We start from the raw sequence: 17,778 nt of genomic DNA, 5'->3' as shown, positions 1-17,778 counted from the left end.
CATGTAAAAAACATAAAACAGCGCCGTAATCGGCAGAATGAGAGAATCTATGAAACAGAATCTGGTATTTATCATGACAGACCAGCAGCGTGCCGACACCTTGGGAATGATATCCGGAGGAAGGGAAGTAACTCCTGAATTAAACCGTCTGGCAAATGAGAGCACTGTTTTCCGGCGGGCCTATGACGCCTGCCCCTTATGCGTCCCGGCCAGGACCGCTCTCGCTACCGGCATAAATCCCATAAAAAATGGCATGATGCTCAACGATTTACCTGGAAAATACGCCAGGAACCACCAAACCATTCACCAAATGCTTTACAACGCCGGATATGAAGTCGCTCATATCGGCGTCAATCACATCAGCGTCAAACCCGGCTTAAAGGACTCCATTCCATTTGCCGCCTGGGAAGACGACGACACCTACGCCGCTTTTGCAAAGGAAAATGGCCTTGATATCAAGCGGAAAGAGGAAGACTCCGTCGTCATTGACGAACTGGCCGACGGAGAATACCAAAAACACCGCTATTCCAACGCCCATACCTCAATCTGGCCTTATGATCTGAAGGACTTTAAGGACGTATGGTTTGCGGATAAAGCCGTCAGCTACTTAAAAAAAGAACACGACAAACCATTTGCCCTGTTTCTGTATATGTGGGCTCCCCATCCACCCCTGATTGTACCGCAGGAATACTGGGATCTGTTTGACGAAACCCGGATACAGCTTCCGCCCGGTACCGGAGAACGTTCCTGCGGAGAGCCGGCCGGCCGGCGAAAAGGAGCCGCGGCTCAACTGGGCGATTATCCTCCTGATCATGGCTGGAAGGAGGGCTGGCACGCCCATCTGGCGTTATCCTGCCTCTGCGACGCCCAGATCGGGCGGATCAGAGCTGCTTTAGAGCAGGCAGGATTGTCTGATAATACTGCCGTAGTCTTTACTACTGACCACGGCGAACACATGGGCCAGCACAGCATGTATCAGAAAATGGAGATGTACGAACCGGCAGTCCGCGTACCTGCCATCTTCCACGTTCCGGGCGCCAAGGCCTGCCGTCTGACAACGCCTGTCTCCCATCTGGATTTCGTGCCCACTCTCAAGGACCTGTTTGGGCTTGAAACAACCAATGAACTGGACGGACGCTCTCTGAAAGAAAGCATTTTTACGGGAAATGAACCGGAAGAACGGGCCGTATTCAGCGTATACTGCGGAAATCACCAGTACGGCGACATGCGCCGCATGATCGTAAAAGGAAACTATAAATATATCTATGATAATTCCTCGGAAGAATTGTATGATTTAAACTCTGATCCCGACGAAAGGAATAACCTGTGTCTGGACAGCTGCTTCCGTGAAACCGCAGACCAACTTTATCTTGAGTTAAAGGAGTGGGCTATGAAACAGAACGATCCATTTTATAAAGATAAGAAAAAGAAGAAAAATCTTCTCTTCGTCTTTGCGGACCAATGGCGCAGAGATGCGGTGGGATTTGCCGGCAAAGATCCGGTAAAAACTCCGAATATGGACGCATTTGCCCGGGATTCTGTCTATTGTACAGACGCAATCAGCACATTCCCGCTCTGCTCCCCTCACCGGGCCAGTTTATTGACCGGCAGACATCCTCTGAGCACCGGAGTATTTACCAACTGTAAAACAGGTCTGTCCATGGGACTCAAAGAGGATGAAGTCTGTATCGGCGACGTATTAAAGGAAAACGGCTACCATACCGGTTACATCGGCAAATGGCATCTGGATGAACCGGATCAGAATAAATCGCCGGAACCGGAATCAGGGGCTAAAAACTGGGATGCATTCACCCCGCCGGGGCCAAAGCGCCACGGTTTTGATTTCTGGTACTCTTACGGAGCCTGTGACCAGCACTTATCTCCTCACTACTGGAAGGACACACCGGAGCAGATTAAAGTAAACGCCTGGTCTCCGGAACACGAAACGGATGTGGCCATTGATTATCTGAAAAAACAGACGGATGAAGAACCATTTGCCCTTTTCATCTCCTGGAATCCGCCTCACAGCCCTTACGACCTGGTGCCCCAGCGCTATCTGGATTTATACCGGGACGAGGATATCCGGTTAAAGGAAAATGTGGACTTAACCAACATTCATCACCACACATATGAACCAGCCGGCTACACGAAACAGGAGCTGATTCAGATCACCAAGGAATATTATGCCGCAGTTTCCGGTTTAGACGACCAATTCGGCCGCCTGATTAAGACCTTAAAGGATCAGGGGCTGTATGACGACACCCTGATCGTTCTCTCCGCAGACCACGGCGACATGATGGGTTCTCACGGTCTGATGGCTAAACATGTGTGGTTTGAAGAATCCATCGGAATTCCCCTGATCGCAGGCGGCGCCGGATTGAATCCTTCTGTCTGCCATACATTGATCGGAAGCCCGGATTTCATGCCGACTCTGCTGGGACTTCTGAAACTGCCGATACCGGAAACGGTGGAGGGAACCGACTGTTCCGAAGATATCTCAGGCAATCCGGTCCACCACGATAAAATCTGTTATCTGGCCGCCTGCCCGGGACGCGATGTGTTTTTGAAGGCATTTAAAGAAGCCGGTGAAAATCCTCTGGACTTCGGCTGGAGAGGCGTCCGCACTTCACGGTATGTCTACATCGTGGAAGCCGGATATGATACCACGCCTCATATGACCCGCCTGCTTTACGATCTGGAAAATGATCCGCTGCAAATGAACCCGTCCATGATCCTCACTCCATCGGAAGACCCCATAGCCAACGAATTGGAGAATCTTCTGGTCACATGGCTTAAAGAGCAAAAAGACGGCTTCCTGAAACATATATAATTCATTAGTAACTGTTCAGAGGGCGGGAATATTGATAAAAAAATCAGTGTCAAGCTTGCTTGTAAGCGGATTTTTTTATCAATATTCACATCGGAGGAACCTCCGATGCTTCTGGTATGGCTGCAGGCCATGCAAGAAGATGCCCCCTCTGAATAGTTACATTCACTATTAATCCATTGGAGAATATAAGAATATGAAATCATACAAAAACGTAAATGCAGTAATTACAGAAGCCAAATTGTATTTATATCAGATACACGCCACAAAAAAATTCAGTTTTGGAACATGGACCAGCAGACAGCACATCATTATAGCGATTAAAGCCGGAGAAGAAACCGGGTATGGGGAAAATATCATATCCGTCAACCGCCCGGACATCTCCTTAGACACCTGGAGCGGATGGCTGCAAGAACTGGTTGGCAAACCTGTTGGCGAAGCCATCGATTACCTCAGAGATCACAGAGACTCCTGGGAAGACCGCATGACCGAGATGACGGAAATGTGTCTGGTCGATCTGTGGGGCAAACTGGTTAAGGAAAATGCCCTCGATCTGTTGGAACTTCCAGGAACCGATCCGGTATACGGCGTCTACGTAATCCTCAGCGACGACTTAAACTTTGTGGATGAAAAGGTTCATTATGCAATTTCCTGTGGAAAAACCAAGTACATTAAGGTAAAACTTTTCGGAAAGGGCGATCTGGATTGTGAAGTAATCAAAACCGTTAGAAAATATCTTTCCCGTGAGGAAACCTATCTGATCGGCGACGTAAACTGCGGCTACCGCCCGGAAGGTACAGAAAAAGATCTGGATGAGATTATCACAAGCATGCGCCGTCTGTATGAAGCCGGTTTGGATGCCTGCGAAGATCCCGCATTTTTAGATTTGGACGAATGGGTAAAACTCCAGAGCAGCGTACATCCGCTGTCCCTGATTCCCGATTATCCCATGAGGCCGTCCCGGAAAGCCAGAGAAACCATCGTGAGCGGAATGGGCGATATCTACAACATCCATCCCGGATGCTCGGCTTCTATCATTGACGCCATCTCCCTTGCGGAAAGAATCCGTGTTCTGGGTTCCAGCCTGTTTATAGGGGATGACAGCTTAGTTGGGCCAGGATGCACGATCTGGCAGCAGCTGGCCGTAGGCCTGTCCAGCAACCGGGTAGAAGCAACGGAAAAAGAATTGGAATCTGACTTTTATTATGATGCGGTTATCAAAATACCAACGGACAGCAGTAAAAATCCGATTGCGCCTGACAGAAGCGGTCATGGATTCGGAATCTATCTGGATGAAGAAAAGCTCTTAAAGGCAGCGAACCGGGTCGCTGTGATCCGGTAGTATTTGATTTATTTGTGCTTGATTTGATTGTGATGGAAACAGCCTGAAGCCGTTCCGGCCGCAGATTATAGCTGCTGGCTCAGAAACGGGCTTCAGGCTGTTTTTTAGTTTTATATCTTATATCATTTGATGGTAAATTAGACTTTTTACTTTATATATTTTTCAATCATCTCATTCATAAACTCTTTATCTGTTTCCAGGCGGTCAAATTCTTCCTGGCCTAATCCATCTTTCAACATGGATCTCAGTAATCGCAGCATAAGCCGTTCTCCTTCTTCCCGGCCCTTACCCGTATAATAATTCCTTATGGTAGTCTCATCCGACAGAGCCATCTCCTTTTTAAGATACAGGTATCTTAAACTTTCATCTGAATTGATCTTCTCCATCTCTTCCACAGTTGCCTTCATATACTCATTATTCTCTGCCATCTCTATCAACACCTTCCAATCTTTGGCCGATATCAGCTTGGCCCACTTATAAACCTCTTGCTCCGCTTCCTCTTTTGAGGCATGTTCCAGTTGGTTTAAGTATAACATACGCAGCCCCAGCTTGTCACTATACACGGCATGGGTTTTCTCATCCATCAGCCGGATCGTGGAATAAAAATGATCCGCATGCAGTAAATCAAATCCTAAAATGCTGATATGAATACATTCCTCTAATTCTTCATAACCCTGGCCTTTAGAAAAACCGTCCGTATACATCTTGCTCAGATAAAACAGGGATCTCTCTTCCCAAAACGGATAGGGCCGTACCTGAATCTCTATATTGATTCTCCGTCTGTCATTTAAATGCACTCTGACATCCAATATCCCTTCCCTGTCATCCGCATAATCTCCATGTAAAAATGTATCCGGAAACTCTACTTTCTTAATCTCCTCCGCCGGAATATCCAAAAGGGCGCTCAAAAGCCCGGTCAGCGCCTTTTTATTGTGGAATGCCTTCTTAAATGCAAAATCATTGGTGAGATGAATAGTAAGCGGACGTCCGCTTTCCGCCAGCTCCCGAAGAAGTCTCTCCCGTTTCCCTTCCTCCAATAATTCTTCCGTCGAAAGTACCTTGTTTTTGTCATTTTCCATATGCAGTTTCTCCTTTTGTATCATTCATTATAATGGGATCGCTGGCAGAACCGCCAGAATTATTCAGAAGCAGAAGCCCCTGAGATTAGTCCTTTAACTGTACCACAGGCCGATGCCGAAATCAAGCGGTATTCATAAGTGAATTTACAGACGCCCCAAAAAGGAAAAATATTTCAAGTCTTTTAAAAAATGCTTATCAATGATATACTTAAATTCCTTTAACATTCCAACCTGCTTTAAGAAGCACTTTAGAAAGGAGTCCTATCATGTTTCGTATGTGGGCCAAAATATTCCATAACAATCATATGATAAAAGATACCGTAATCTGCAACGACGATTACTCCCAGTCCAGAACTTCCATGATTTTTCAGGCCATCGATGACATTTGTTACGAATTTGATCTGGGGAAACCGATTTGGCTGGATTCCAATATCGCCGATTTCAAACGCCATGACAAAACACGTTTTAACAAAGACAATTTCATAGAATCCATCGATTTTGACTATTTGGAGATACAAGTAATCGAAGAGTAATTATTTGGCAATAACTGTTAAAAATTTCGTCATAATTAGAATAAAAACGTTAATTTAATATAAGGTTTCGTTAAGGTCTGAAAAATAGTGATATGATACAATTAAATCAGATAATTCTCATTGCTATGTGAATCATAGAATTTTTTAGAAAGAGCAGGTGATTGAATGAAGGTTCTGAAAATTGTAAAACACTTTATATTTCTCTGTATGTTTGTCTGCATTTGCTTTTTCATTGTGACAGCGGTGCAGGGATATCTGATCTATCGGAACGCTTTAGGCTCCATGAGTCTGGAACAAAAAGTTGAATCCATTCAGTCAAAAGAAAGCTATACCAATTATGAAGAGCTTCCCCAAACATATATAAATGCAGTGATTTCCGTAGAGGATAAACGCTTCTACAGCCATCCCGGCATCGATATGCTGGCAATTGGCCGGGCGGTTGTAAATGATTTAAAAGCCGGATCTTTTATCGAGGGCGGCAGCACCATTACACAGCAGCTGGCTAAAAACTTATATTTTTCCCAGCAAAAAGAGTTAACCAGAAAAGCGGCGGAAGTATTCATGGCATTTCATATTGAAAATACTTACGACAAAGAAGAAATCCTTGAAATTTACCTCAATACCATTTATTTCGGCGACGGTTATTATTGTGTGAAAGACGCAAGCCAGGGATATTTTGGAAAAGACCCTTCCGACATGTCTGAGTATGAATGCACGCTGCTGGCAGGTATCCCCAATGCGCCATCCGTTTATGCACCTACCAAGAACCCGCAGCTGGCAAGAAGACGTCAGCTTCAGGTATTCAAACGTATGGTAGCCTGTGGTTACTACTCATTAGAGCAGGCGGAAACCGTAGCTGCGCAGGTTGCATATTAGAATTCTATAGCCGTGTTCATACCCCGGCTGCATTAACAGATCCATATAACATCCATAACGTAAAATCAGGCGCCCGGTCGATTCCGGACGCCTTAATTTTATATTCACTGGAAATTATAATCTCTTTAACAAAACTTCCCGTTCTGCTTCATAACCAGGTTTTCCAAGTAATGCGAACATATTTTTCTTATAGCTCTCCACACCTGGCTGGTTGAACGGATTCACACCGAGGATATATCCGCTCAGACCACATGCAAATTCAAAGAAGTAGAATAACTGTCCGAGATAATAAGCGTTCTGCTCCGGTACGTTGACTTTCAGGTTCGGAACCTGACCATCCGTATGTGCCAGAATGGTACCGTTCATGGCACTCTTATTGACGAAATCAACGGTCTTTCCGGCAAGATAGTTCATACCGTCCGTATCAACTTCTTCTTCCTTCAAAACGATCTCAGCCTGTGATTCCTCTACATTGATAACAGTTTCAAACATGATGCGCGCGCCATCCTGAATGAACTGTCCCATAGAATGTAAATCTGTGGTTAAATCTACTGCAGCCGGGAAAATACCCTTCTGGTCCTTGCCTTCACTTTCACCAAATAACTGTTTCCACCATTCAGAAACATAATGAAGGCTTGGTTCATAATTGGCAACAACTTCAACATTCTTACCTTTTCTCAATAAAATGTTGCGGATTGCTGCGTACAGCATAGCCGGATTGCTCTCATATGGAGTCTCAAGCGCTTTTGCTCTTCCAGAAGCCGCGCCTTCCATTAACTGATCAATATCCGCACCGCTGACTGCTATTGGAAGCAAACCAACTGCTGTGAGTACGGAGAAACGTCCGCCTACATCATCAGGAACTACGAAGCTTTCATAGCCTTCCTGAGTTGCCAGATTCTTCAATGCACCTCTGGCTTTGTCAGTGGTTGCGTAAATACGTTTATTGGCTTCTTCTTTGCCATATTTCTCTATTAACATTTCCTTAAATACACGGAAAGCGATGGCAGGTTCAGTAGTAGTACCCGATTTGGATATAATATTAATGGAAAAATCTTTCCCTGCAAGCACTGCCTGCAAATCCTTTATGTACTTACTGCTGATACTGTTGCCTACAAAATAAATCTCCGGAGTTTTACGTGTCTCCTTGTCCAGCACATTATAAAAACTGTTTGTCAAAAACTCAATTGCCGCTCTTGCACCAAGGTAAGAACCGCCGATACCAACTACCAGCAATACATCTGAATCGCTCTGGATCTTTGCCGCAGCCTTTTTGATCCGGTCAAATTCGTCCTTATCATAATCTACCGGCAAATCAATCCAACCAAGAAAATCATTACCTGCTCCTGTTTTTTCTGTCAGCACTTTCTTGGCACACTCAACGGTGGCTTTCATATTATCCAATTCTTCTGCTGAGATAAAACCAGTAGCTTTTGAATAATCAAATGTTATTTCTTTACTCATGATGTTCTTCTCCTTCTTGTACGTTATAAAATTGACAAGTTTATTAGCTAGATTATAGCACATCTCCCCTCAAGTCTCAAGCCAGATATTCCCGGATTATCTCTCCGATCAACTGCAGCTCGTCCTGATTGAGTTCTTTAATCCAGCTGTCATCCGCCTTTCTTTTTTCCCTGCTGGCCGCAATCTGTTCCAAACTCTGTTTCAAATAGTCCACATCCCGTTTTGCCTGCGATTCAGCCGGTTCTGCAGCCTGTACTTGTACCTGCACCGGTTCCCTACGGTTTCTGGCTCCCCGCTTTCTTTCCGGAAGCACGGTACTGCCTGTCCTTTCTCTGGCGCTGTTTCTGGTGTTTTCCTGCGCTGAACTGTCTTCTTCACTTAAAGGCTCCGTTTTTGATTCCTGGGACAGACGGATCAAAAGCGTATTTTCCATATAATCCTGCATTCCGGCTAAAAGCTGCTGTCTGCGCTCCGCCAGGTTAAGGCCGGAATCCACCATCATGGTAAGCATACCGAGGAGGATTCCGGCTGAGCCATACAAGACGACATAATAAGAATCGCATCGGTACCAATAAGAAGCGAACGCCAGCACACCACCGGCAATAAAGTTGAGGAACATCAGCTGGGCGGAAATATTCCCCCATCCATTTAAGGAAATTCCCATGAAACGGTAACTGTAAATCTGTTTCTCTATGTATGCACGAATATTTCGGATTCCTCCGCTTAGCCGGTATGTACTTTCGGTCTTCTGTTTCAGATCTCTCAGGTATTTGTTCTTAGTAAGAGTCATATTGTCGGTTTCTTTAATCAATCTTTTGTAGAGGTTACGTGTTACCAGCCGGCTGAACATTCCTAATAAACAAACGGCGGCTAACAAGTAAAGTGCTTTTCCTGTTTCTAAAAATTGTAGCATAATAAAAGCTCCCCTTTCTTTTCCCGGATATTTTCCAGATAGGTATCATTATAACCACCTGTTTTCCGTTTGGGAAGATCAGAGAGCCTAGAATCGTTCGTCAAATTCTCGCATAAATCGATTATTAACTTATAGTTGAACCCATTTTAAAGTTCATTCATCTCCTTAATCATGGCCGCAACCAACCGAACGCTGTGCTCAATGGCCGCTGCCTCAAATATCGGATAATCAATGCTGGCGCTGTCGTCCGCCTTGTCTGAAATGGCACGGATCACCAGATAGGGAACCTTGTTCAGATAAGCCGCCTGAGCAATCGCAGCCCCCTCCATCTCCGTACAGTATCCGTCAAATGTCGAATGAATCCAGTTCTTTTTTTCCTTATCTGAAATAAACTGATCACCGCTGACCACTCTGCCCACCCAGGTTCCGATCTCAGGATTCACTTCTCTGCAGCACTTCTCTGCTAATTTTATCAGCCCCTCATCAGCTGGGAATGAAAATGTGTCCACTCTCGGAATTTGCCCCGGAGCATATCCAAATGTGGTTGCATCCACATCATGCTGCAAAGCGTCGCTGGACAAAACGATATCCCCGATATTGATTTCCGCCTTCAAAGATCCCGCAATACCTGTATTGATGATCGCAGACACTCCATATAGGTTCACCAAAATCTGACTGCATAATGCCGCATTCACCTTGCCAATACCTGAACGCACCACAACAATCTCTTTTCCCTCTAATTTTCCCTGTACAAAGCTCATGCCTGCCGCTTCCTGCACCTGCACACCGGTCATCATGTCTTTCAATTTACTCACTTCTTCTTCCATTGCTCCGATAATTCCTATCATATATAACGCTCCTTCTGATCTATTATAGCCATTCAATTAACACAAATAGAGCAAAGCCAAACCGGCTGTACAATGTCCCTTAGCCTCAAGGATAGGCTGTACCCGGTTAAAAGCCTTGTCCCACTTAATTTTTTCTACGAATTCGATAATTATAACAGAAATCACAGTTCTTGACAATAATTCTCCTTCATAGCATAATCTAATAGGTATAGGGCCCTTTCCTCATCTTTTTGTTGAGCAGGCACTCTATCATTGATTATAAACATATATGGAGGTATTCACACATGAATTTTAAAACCCAAGGCGTCTGCTCCCGCGAAATTAATTTTGAGGTGAAAGATAATAAAGTTGTAAATGTGGAATTTGTAGGCGGATGCGCCGGTAATACTCAGGGCGTTGCCCGTTTGATTGAAGGAATGAATATTGACGATGCTATCGCACGGATGGAGGGGATTCACTGTGGGCCGAGACCGACTTCCTGTCCGGATCAGTTGGCGAAGGCGTTGAAGAAGTATAAGGAAGAACATAAGTAGGGGGGTAAAAGGCAAGGGAGGCGATGACCTGAAGTCATAGCATTTTAGTTAATCCTTTAACACCTGTTTTAATTGCAAATTATTGAAAGAAAGGTTGTTCTACAAGAGAATCCCCCTCAGAACAACCTTTACTTTTTGGAAATATTTACTTTATTTTAGTTAAAAGAACGCCGTCGGTTTCTGCATTAGCAGACTCCCTTCTGCCATCTTTCTTAGCTATATAGATACCTCGTATCCGATAATAATTTCCTGGTTCAATACCGCCCGACAACGTATATGATGCAGTCGGTACCCCCATAAATGCTTCGCCCATTTCTTCCAACGTAAACTCTGCATCCTTACTAGATACAAATACCCAATCATCAACATCGAAGTCATACCGCTCTAAATAAAGCGTAATAGATGCATAATCTAATGTCGTATGTGCAATTATTTGACCATATACATCTAATGTTCCATCTTCATTATTTGCAATACTTGCAACCCTAGTTGCTATTAATAGACCTCTAGGTTCAATCCCTTCTATGTTAAGTGAAACTGACTGCCCTTCTGGTAAAAGAGTAGTTTCCTCCGCTGCTAAAGCAGGCATTGCTGTAAACATTGATAATACTACTATTAAGCATAACAATTTCTTGATACTATAGTTTTTCATTTTCGCCTCTCCTATTTAAAATATAAGCTTTTAACAATTGTAATAAAACTTTCCTCCGAAACATTTCCACTTATGCTATAATATGCATTTTCCAGCTCAAAATCAGATGTATATTCAATCTGCCCATCTTGCAATATATTTTTTCTGATAGGAATATCTAACTCTAAAAACTTATTATAAATAGTTGTATAAGAATCCGTATCTGCATATGTAGCACCAGAATTATCAATAGAATATCTCACTTCTGTTAAACTCACCCTTTTATCATCGTTTTCATATGTCAAGACGGCATAGTTTTGTCCCGATGTAAGATATTTATATGTTAGACCTTCCGGTAACTCATTAAAACATATTACATTAATACCTAAATTTTCTTCAATATATTGATACGCCTCTTTAGATTTTCCATACTTAACTAAATTTTCTGAATTATTCCACACAACCTTACTAGATATATCACTCTCCCTCTTCTTATACTCATAACTCCTCTTCGCCGATCCCCCAATCCCAGATGACATAACCAACGCACCCAACAAGGCGGCCACCAGTAAAGGCTTCCAAGCATTGCGTAACCTGAAATGACGCTTTTTCTTCCCCTCTTGTTCTTGACGGCGTTCGTGGGCCATAGCCAGAATTTTTTCAAGTTCGCCTTCAGGAGCCTTTAATTCCTCCTGCAGCTCCGGGGACGCTTTCCATTGTGCTTCTGCGGCCTCGAATTCAGCCAGCAGCTGTTCATCGCTATAGCCGAACGCTGTTTTCAACTTCTCGTCTATGGAATTGTCATTTATGTTATTTTTACTATTATTATCCACAGAACACCTCATAATTACAATTTGACCGTTAGTTCCCATCCGCTTTGGGGTTGACTTTTTGGTCTTAACGTTTAGTATAATAAATATATTTATATTGGAGGCAGCACACTATGAAAAAAATCATTTTAACCGGCGGTGGTACAGCCGGCCATGTTACCCCGAATCTTGCATTGGTTCCCTCATTGAAGGAACTGGGATATGAAATCCACTATATCGGTTCCTATCAGGGAATTGAGCGTAAATTAATCGAAGAAGCCGGCATTCCCTATGACGGAATATCTTCTGGTAAATTACGCCGTTATTTTGATATTAAAAACTTCTCCGACCCATTTCGTGTTGTAAAAGGATATGGGGAAGCGTTAAAACTTCTAAAAAAACACAAACCTGATATCGTATTTTCTAAAGGTGGTTTCGTTGCAGTACCTGTAGTATTAGCCGCTAAGCATTATAAAATCCCTGTCATTATCCATGAATCAGACATGACTCCCGGACTGGCCAACAAACTTTGTATTCCATCGGCAAAAAAAGTATGCTGTAATTTCCCGGAAACTCTGAACTATCTTCCCGAAGAAAAAGCTGTGCTTACCGGTTCGCCTATTCGTAAAGAACTTTTACAAGGAGACCGTCTGTCGGGACTTCAGTATGCCCACTTATCAGCCAATAAGCCGGTAATTATGGTCATAGGAGGAAGTCTTGGCTCTGTCACCGTAAATACAGTCGTTCGATCCATTTTAAAAAAATTACTAGAACAATTCCAGGTGATACATATCTGCGGAAAGGGCAATCTGGACGAGAGTCTGATCGGAACTACCGGATATGTACAGTATGAATATGTGGACGCTCCATTAAAGCATCTCTTCGCAGTCGCGGATTTAGTGATATCCCGGGCTGGCGCCAATTCTATCTGCGAAATACTGGCGCTCAGAAAACCTAACATCTTAATTCCTTTGTCAGCTGCAGCCAGCAGAGGCGATCAAATCCTAAATGCCAAATCCTTTGAAAAACAGGGATTCAGCACTTTGTTGGAAGAAGAATCTTTGAATGAAGACTCCCTCTATCAGGCTATAGTATCCACCTACAATAGACGTCAGGAATTCACTACAAATATGGAACAAAGTACATTAAATGATGCTGTTGGCACTATCATCGCCCTGATCGAGTCCTATACAAATGCGGGCTAAGCTTATTTGAATGTGTCTCTAAAGTATTTTCTGATTCTGGAAATCCTCATCCGCAAAGCCGGTTCTGATATTTCCAGGATCAGACATATTTCTTCTATTGGCCGTTCCTCAACAAAATATAGAATAGCCACATCCCGCCAGTCCTTCTTCATCTCCTGGATCTCTTTTCTGATCTCCATTAATGTTTCATCATTCGCCAGCGTATCCAAAACATCTTTTGTCGTTTTATTGGCAACTATCTTCGTCTCATCAAATGGTTCTTCCGTATCCATGCTCACCATATCATAATGGGATCTTCTTCTAAATAAATCGATACATTTGTTCTTCAATATTCTGACAAGCATAGCCTTTTTCTGCTTTTCATTCCAGTCCAAAGGATACTTCAGATAATAAGCTAAATAAGTTTCTTGAATCATGTCGTCTATATCATCGACAAAGACTCCCTGATTCTTGGCAATAGTACGTAGGATTGGTTCAAAATCTTTATACATGGTACGCAACACCTGATCATCATCTTGTTGCATATCTTTCTCCTAAAAGTAATTATATTTTATTTCAGCGCATCACGGAGCAGCTTTGCTGTTTCCTCTAACTCCTCTGATGCAGCACTGCCCGGATTCCAAGTAACCATAGCCGGACCACTCTCGTAGCGGGGAATAATATGCATATGGAAATGATATACGGTTTGGCCCGCCTCCGATCCATTATTCTGAACCAGATTGAAGCCTGCGCAGCCTAATTTTTCTTTCATTGCAGCCCCGATTTTTCCTGCCAGAGGCAGTACCTTGGCCGCAAGATCTGCATCCAGCTCACAAACATCCTTATAATGATTTTTAGGTAAAATCAATGCATGTCCTTTCGATGCCGGACCGAGATCCAGGATCGCTCTGAAATCCTCATCCTCATAGATCGTTGAAGATGGGATATCACCCTCTGCAATCCTGCAAAAAATACAATTGTCGTCTTTCATAATACCCTCCTTTCTAATATCTATCTTTCATAATCACGGTATGCGCGTGGTTTTCTGTACAATATCATGGACATCAAAATACCCAAAATCAATCCTGATACATGTGCAACATTATCCACTCCGCTGCCGGTAAATCCAAAATACAAAGAACATACGATAACCATCACAAGCTGTCGTGTGCTTAAATCTTCCAATTGTCCCCGGTTAATGACCACTGCATATAAAAGGCCTCCGATTACACCAAAGATTGCACCGGACGCTCCTGCCGAAACCACATGTCTGTATTGGCTGATATTAAACTGCATTGATATGATATTAGCACCTACCCCACAAACTATGTAAAATAACAAATATTTAATTTTGCCCAGCGCCCGTTCCAAATTGTCACCCAAAACAAATAAAATCACCATATTATTCAAAATATGATCAATACCAAAATGCATAAATATAGATGTAAACAATCGGTAGTATTCCTTATATTCCACCACATACGGAGCGTACATTGCGCCATGATCTACCATGAAATTCAAATCATCCGTAGAACCAGTCAATTCGAGATATAAAAACCAGATTACATTAACAGCAATTATTGCGCCATTAACATAAGCTATGTTTCTTTTGCGCCCATTTCCCATGTGAAATCTCCTTTGTATACATCAGCAGTATTTTAACATACTATGTTCTGTTTGTTAAGTCGTTATTTTATCAAAAAATCCGCTTTTTCGTACTTTTATGAATACAATTAAAGCTATAAATCTACAAAAATCGGTATGCCGCATCTGCAATATATACCTCATCTCCGGAGGACAGTTCCACACAGGCATTGTTATCCAGCAACACCCCATTGACCACCGTTCCGTTGGTAGAATTCAGATCAGTCAGCATATAATGCCCTTCCTGTTCATCCAGACGTACATGCAGACGGCTGACCGTATCCTTTGGCAATACATAGTCGACAATCCCTTCTTGTTTTCCAATTATAAATGGATAATATTCTATAAGTATATCAGAACTTTCCGGCTGTAGGCTTATTAATTTATGAAATCCGTCTTTTTTCTCTGTTTCCGCCAGCAAAACAGTGTTTTCTTCTTTATATCCCGTCGAAAATACTGCTTTTTGCAGGCTTTCATCACAGCTTTCTTCTCTCGCTTCCTCCTCAAAATCCATATGCCAGGACTCAGATGGGGACATTTTTTGAAATAGAACTTTTTCCTTCTGCTCCGGCTCAGTTTTTTTATTCCACATCAAAGCGGTAAAAACGGCTATAACAATCTCTATCGCGGCAACCCATATCCATTTGTTATAGAGTTCATCCCAACCGCCCCATGCATAAAGTCCGAATATCCCAAACGGAAGAAAGAGCAGTTGATACCAGACTCTTTTTTTCTGTTTTGGAGCTGCTGCATCCTTATTTAAAGATGATGGGCGTATCTCTTCCTTTTTATCCTCCTCCCGTTTCTGCTCTGGAACACGTTCTTCCTGCTGAGGCGCCGTATCATTCCGGCAGTTCACCGGAAACAGCAGTTTCAAAAGATCTTTCATACCATAGTTTTCCTTTTGGCTCTCCTGAAACAGGCCATATGCCAGCACAACGCTTTCTTTATCCTGATGATCCACTTTTCCCAGTAAATACTGAAGCAGTTTCGTCAACGAAGACGGAAAATCTCCATGGTAACCGGGAATCAGGCAAAGTCCCAATTCGTCGGTCTCAGGATCCATATAGATATATTCAGGATCTAAAAGTATCTGCTCTTCATTTAACAAAAAAGCGTCTATTTTTTCCAAAACCTGGCTGATTCCCAATATTAGACGGCTGATCTCAGGAGTCCTTAAAGAATGGCTGCTCAACAGACGGCTCAGCGGCTGGCGGGAGGTTATTTCATAATAGTAAAATTTCTCATTATCCACTAATTTCACACGGAATTTCAGCAAACCTTCTATACGGTTTCCAGCCATCATTTTTTCCGCATATCCGCTTCTGTCTCCTTCGCATTCCACGATCATATAGTTGTGGTTCATTTCCCGTTTATAGCTGATTTTCATCTTTTCCTCCGTTCCTAAATGTTTTGGCTATTAGGAAGATGAGCCGAATGCCTGCTTTCCATCTTCTGCCAGGCACTCTATAACGCCTCGCACTTATTCCACAATCAGGCTGATCATTCTGATGAACTCCTCCGGTTCATACAGATCATGTTCTATCCTTACGGTTCTCTTGTTTCCCAGATATTGTCCGCTCACCTTTTTCCCGTTTTCCGACACTTGAATCCGATACTCCGGAACGGATAATGAGGATAGATCTTTATGATATCTCATATACTCCACGGTTTCATGAAGCTTCATAATTCCGACTGTATCCTCTTTCCAGCCAAGTGCCGTCTGCAGCAGTATGCATAAGGCCATGAGCACAATCCCCATCACCGCAGCTGCCTCTACCGTATAACTCCCTCTCAATCTCATAGACATACCAGCCAAATAACTGCCGGAAGCAGAAATGGGAGGAAGGGAACCGTTCTGCCGCGCATACTCCGATTGGCAGCGCTACCCGCCGCAAAAACCATAAGGCTGAAAATGCTGCAGAAAAAAAGCCCGTATAAAAGCAAAAGACAGTTTTCCATAACCGGAAGGTATAAACCCGATACAAGAAAGAACATTCCATCTCCCTCTCCTACCGCTCCCCGGGATATAAACCCGATTCCCAGCAGGATCAGGCCGACTCCGGCACTGATTATCATATCCAGGCTGATTCCCCGGCGTTCCAGTAAAGCTGCAATACCAAAAATAACAAAAACCCACAGTGATACGCTTTTCATGCGCAGGTCCTGCCAGGCCGCTATACACCAAAAAAGCGAAAACATAATCAATCGTATTTTCAAAATTATTTTCCTCCACTTCCTCCTGAACAATAAGAACATCCTCCCAGATGCTCCACCTCAGACAGCTTCACTTCCTGTACGTAAGCAATAATCGAATGGCACCCGGGGTCCGTATGATATTTATTCCCGCTTGGCATGATATATACCGTATCCCCTCCATTCAGATTTCCACAGATACTGCATGGGTGATAAATGCCGCCTTCTGCATTGCGCAGACTGCCCACATCCTCCTTAGCAACCGCCTGAAGATCATTATAGAGGTAATGGCAGTAGCGGCTCTGATGATATCTGGTGGCGTTTCTTCCAATATAAACAATAATATCAGAATCACCTTCTGTGGTCTCCCCGTCTCCCCGTCCGCCTTTCCGGCCAATCCAGGCACGCCTGCGGCACCGGCATGTCTGGCGGATACTTTTTAAACCAAATACAGAAAATGGAAGGCGCACCTCATATCGAACGATCAGATCAATATCATCATCGCCGTTCATAATCTCAGAACCCATCATATTAATATGCTCCACCGGATATCCGGCGCTCCTGCGGCTCAGATCATAGGAAATTCCGGCCAGAACGGCTGCCTTGGTTGCAAATCCCTGTATATACTCCTGTATCCAGGACTGATCCGCCCCGGATACCTCTTTTCCCTGATCCATGCGGTAGGTCACATAGGCATACCGGGCCGCATCTTCTCCTGCTGCCTCCAAAGCAGCCTGCATCTGTCTATGTATATTCATCACTTTCATAGGAGCCAAGAGAGAGATCATAAAAAATAAAAATAAGCTCAGCGCGAAAGCGGCTTCCACACTTACAGCTGCATTCATACGGGAGGTGAAAGATAATACCCTTTTTTCCAGAGCACCTCTGAACTTCAGGGG

The 17,778-nt window shown here is 43.6% G+C and carries 19 protein-coding genes; 6 read left to right on the top strand and 13 right to left on the bottom strand.

Features of this window, described 5'->3' with window-relative positions; genetic code table 11:
- Window positions 1-49 precede the first annotated feature (49 nt).
- Entirely contained in the window at window positions 50-2,830 is a 2,781-nt protein-coding gene (locus C0033_RS27805) for a sulfatase-like hydrolase/transferase (protein WP_180994779.1), read from the top strand.
- 193 nt (window positions 2,831-3,023) lie between these two features.
- Window positions 3,024-4,169, top strand: a complete 1,146-nt coding sequence (locus C0033_RS16705) for an enolase C-terminal domain-like protein (protein WP_103229033.1) — start codon at window positions 3,024-3,026, stop codon at window positions 4,167-4,169.
- Between the two features lie 146 nt (window positions 4,170-4,315).
- On the opposite strand, the gene C0033_RS16700 is transcribed toward C0033_RS16705, so the two are convergent.
- A complete protein-coding gene (locus tag C0033_RS16700) occupies window positions 4,316-5,248 on the bottom strand; it encodes an Rpn family recombination-promoting nuclease/putative transposase (protein ID WP_103229032.1) in 933 nt (310 codons plus the stop codon).
- A gap of 266 nt (window positions 5,249-5,514) precedes the next feature.
- Here C0033_RS16700 and C0033_RS16695 point away from each other — a divergent pair, with 266 nt between their 5' ends.
- Entirely contained in the window at window positions 5,515-5,781 is a 267-nt protein-coding gene (locus C0033_RS16695; RefSeq protein WP_103229031.1) for a hypothetical protein, read from the top strand.
- A gap of 165 nt (window positions 5,782-5,946) precedes the next feature.
- A complete protein-coding gene (locus C0033_RS16690; RefSeq protein ID WP_103229030.1) occupies window positions 5,947-6,657 on the top strand; it encodes a biosynthetic peptidoglycan transglycosylase in 711 nt (236 codons plus the stop codon).
- A gap of 114 nt (window positions 6,658-6,771) precedes the next feature.
- Here the strand turns inward: C0033_RS16690 and C0033_RS16685 are convergent, their stop codons facing one another.
- From C0033_RS16685 to C0033_RS16675, 3 genes are all read right to left on the bottom strand, one after another.
- Window positions 6,772-8,121: a glucose-6-phosphate isomerase gene (locus tag C0033_RS16685; protein WP_103229029.1), complete on the bottom strand. Its 1,350-nt coding sequence runs from the start codon at window positions 8,119-8,121 to the stop codon at window positions 6,772-6,774.
- A 76-nt stretch (window positions 8,122-8,197) separates the two neighbouring features.
- The gene (locus C0033_RS16680) at window positions 8,198-9,034 is read right to left on the bottom strand and encodes a hypothetical protein (protein WP_103229028.1); all 837 of its coding nucleotides are present in this window, start codon (window positions 9,032-9,034) and stop codon (window positions 8,198-8,200) included.
- A 146-nt stretch (window positions 9,035-9,180) separates the two neighbouring features.
- Entirely contained in the window at window positions 9,181-9,882 is a 702-nt protein-coding gene (locus tag C0033_RS16675; protein WP_103229027.1) for a 5'-methylthioadenosine/adenosylhomocysteine nucleosidase, read from the bottom strand.
- 284 nt (window positions 9,883-10,166) lie between these two features.
- Here C0033_RS16675 and C0033_RS16670 point away from each other — a divergent pair, with 284 nt between their 5' ends.
- Window positions 10,167-10,415 carry a TIGR03905 family TSCPD domain-containing protein gene (locus C0033_RS16670; protein WP_103229026.1) on the top strand — a complete coding sequence of 83 codons (249 nt, stop codon included), beginning with the start codon at window positions 10,167-10,169 and terminating at the stop codon, window positions 10,413-10,415.
- Window positions 10,416-10,560: 145 nt separating this feature from the next.
- Here C0033_RS16670 and C0033_RS16665 read toward each other — a convergent pair whose 3' ends face one another.
- A complete protein-coding gene (locus C0033_RS16665) occupies window positions 10,561-11,067 on the bottom strand; it encodes a hypothetical protein (protein ID WP_103229025.1) in 507 nt (168 codons plus the stop codon).
- An 11-nt stretch (window positions 11,068-11,078) separates the two neighbouring features.
- A complete protein-coding gene (locus C0033_RS16660) occupies window positions 11,079-11,879 on the bottom strand; it encodes a DUF4367 domain-containing protein (RefSeq protein ID WP_103229024.1) in 801 nt (266 codons plus the stop codon).
- A 110-nt stretch (window positions 11,880-11,989) separates the two neighbouring features.
- Between C0033_RS16660 and C0033_RS16655 the strand changes: the two genes are divergently transcribed.
- Entirely contained in the window at window positions 11,990-13,060 is a 1,071-nt protein-coding gene (locus tag C0033_RS16655; protein ID WP_103229023.1) for an undecaprenyldiphospho-muramoylpentapeptide beta-N-acetylglucosaminyltransferase, read from the top strand.
- A 2-nt stretch (window positions 13,061-13,062) separates the two neighbouring features.
- Here the strand turns inward: C0033_RS16655 and C0033_RS16650 are convergent, their stop codons facing one another.
- From C0033_RS16650 to C0033_RS16620, 7 genes are all read right to left on the bottom strand, one after another.
- Window positions 13,063-13,584, bottom strand: a complete 522-nt coding sequence (locus C0033_RS16650; RefSeq protein WP_103229022.1) for an RNA polymerase sigma factor — start codon at window positions 13,582-13,584, stop codon at window positions 13,063-13,065.
- Between the two features lie 26 nt (window positions 13,585-13,610).
- The gene (locus tag C0033_RS16645) at window positions 13,611-14,030 is read right to left on the bottom strand and encodes an HIT family protein (protein WP_103229021.1); all 420 of its coding nucleotides are present in this window, start codon (window positions 14,028-14,030) and stop codon (window positions 13,611-13,613) included.
- A gap of 20 nt (window positions 14,031-14,050) precedes the next feature.
- The gene (locus C0033_RS16640; protein ID WP_103229020.1) at window positions 14,051-14,665 is read right to left on the bottom strand and encodes a rhomboid family intramembrane serine protease; all 615 of its coding nucleotides are present in this window, start codon (window positions 14,663-14,665) and stop codon (window positions 14,051-14,053) included.
- Between the two features lie 121 nt (window positions 14,666-14,786).
- The gene (locus C0033_RS16635; protein WP_103229019.1) at window positions 14,787-16,073 is read right to left on the bottom strand and encodes a DUF6382 domain-containing protein; all 1,287 of its coding nucleotides are present in this window, start codon (window positions 16,071-16,073) and stop codon (window positions 14,787-14,789) included.
- A gap of 93 nt (window positions 16,074-16,166) precedes the next feature.
- Window positions 16,167-16,487, bottom strand: coding sequence for a hypothetical protein (locus C0033_RS16630; RefSeq protein ID WP_103229018.1), 321 nt, complete (start codon window positions 16,485-16,487; stop codon window positions 16,167-16,169).
- On the bottom strand, window positions 16,484-16,885 hold the full coding sequence (locus C0033_RS16625) for a pilus assembly protein CpaA (RefSeq protein WP_103229017.1): 402 nt from the start codon (window positions 16,883-16,885) through the stop codon (window positions 16,484-16,486). Before C0033_RS16625 ends, C0033_RS16630 begins: the two co-directional genes overlap by 4 nt.
- A gap of 20 nt (window positions 16,886-16,905) precedes the next feature.
- Window positions 16,906-17,724, bottom strand: coding sequence for a hypothetical protein (locus C0033_RS16620; protein ID WP_180994778.1), 819 nt, complete (start codon window positions 17,722-17,724; stop codon window positions 16,906-16,908).
- Between the last annotated feature and the right edge of the window lie 54 nt (window positions 17,725-17,778).

Source organism: Clostridium sp. chh4-2 (assembly GCF_002899675.1).
Taxonomy (GTDB): Bacteria; Bacillota; Clostridia; order Lachnospirales; family Lachnospiraceae; genus CHH4-2.
Note: the sequence above shows the minus strand (reverse complement) of the source record. Positions and strands in the feature narration are given on the sequence as shown.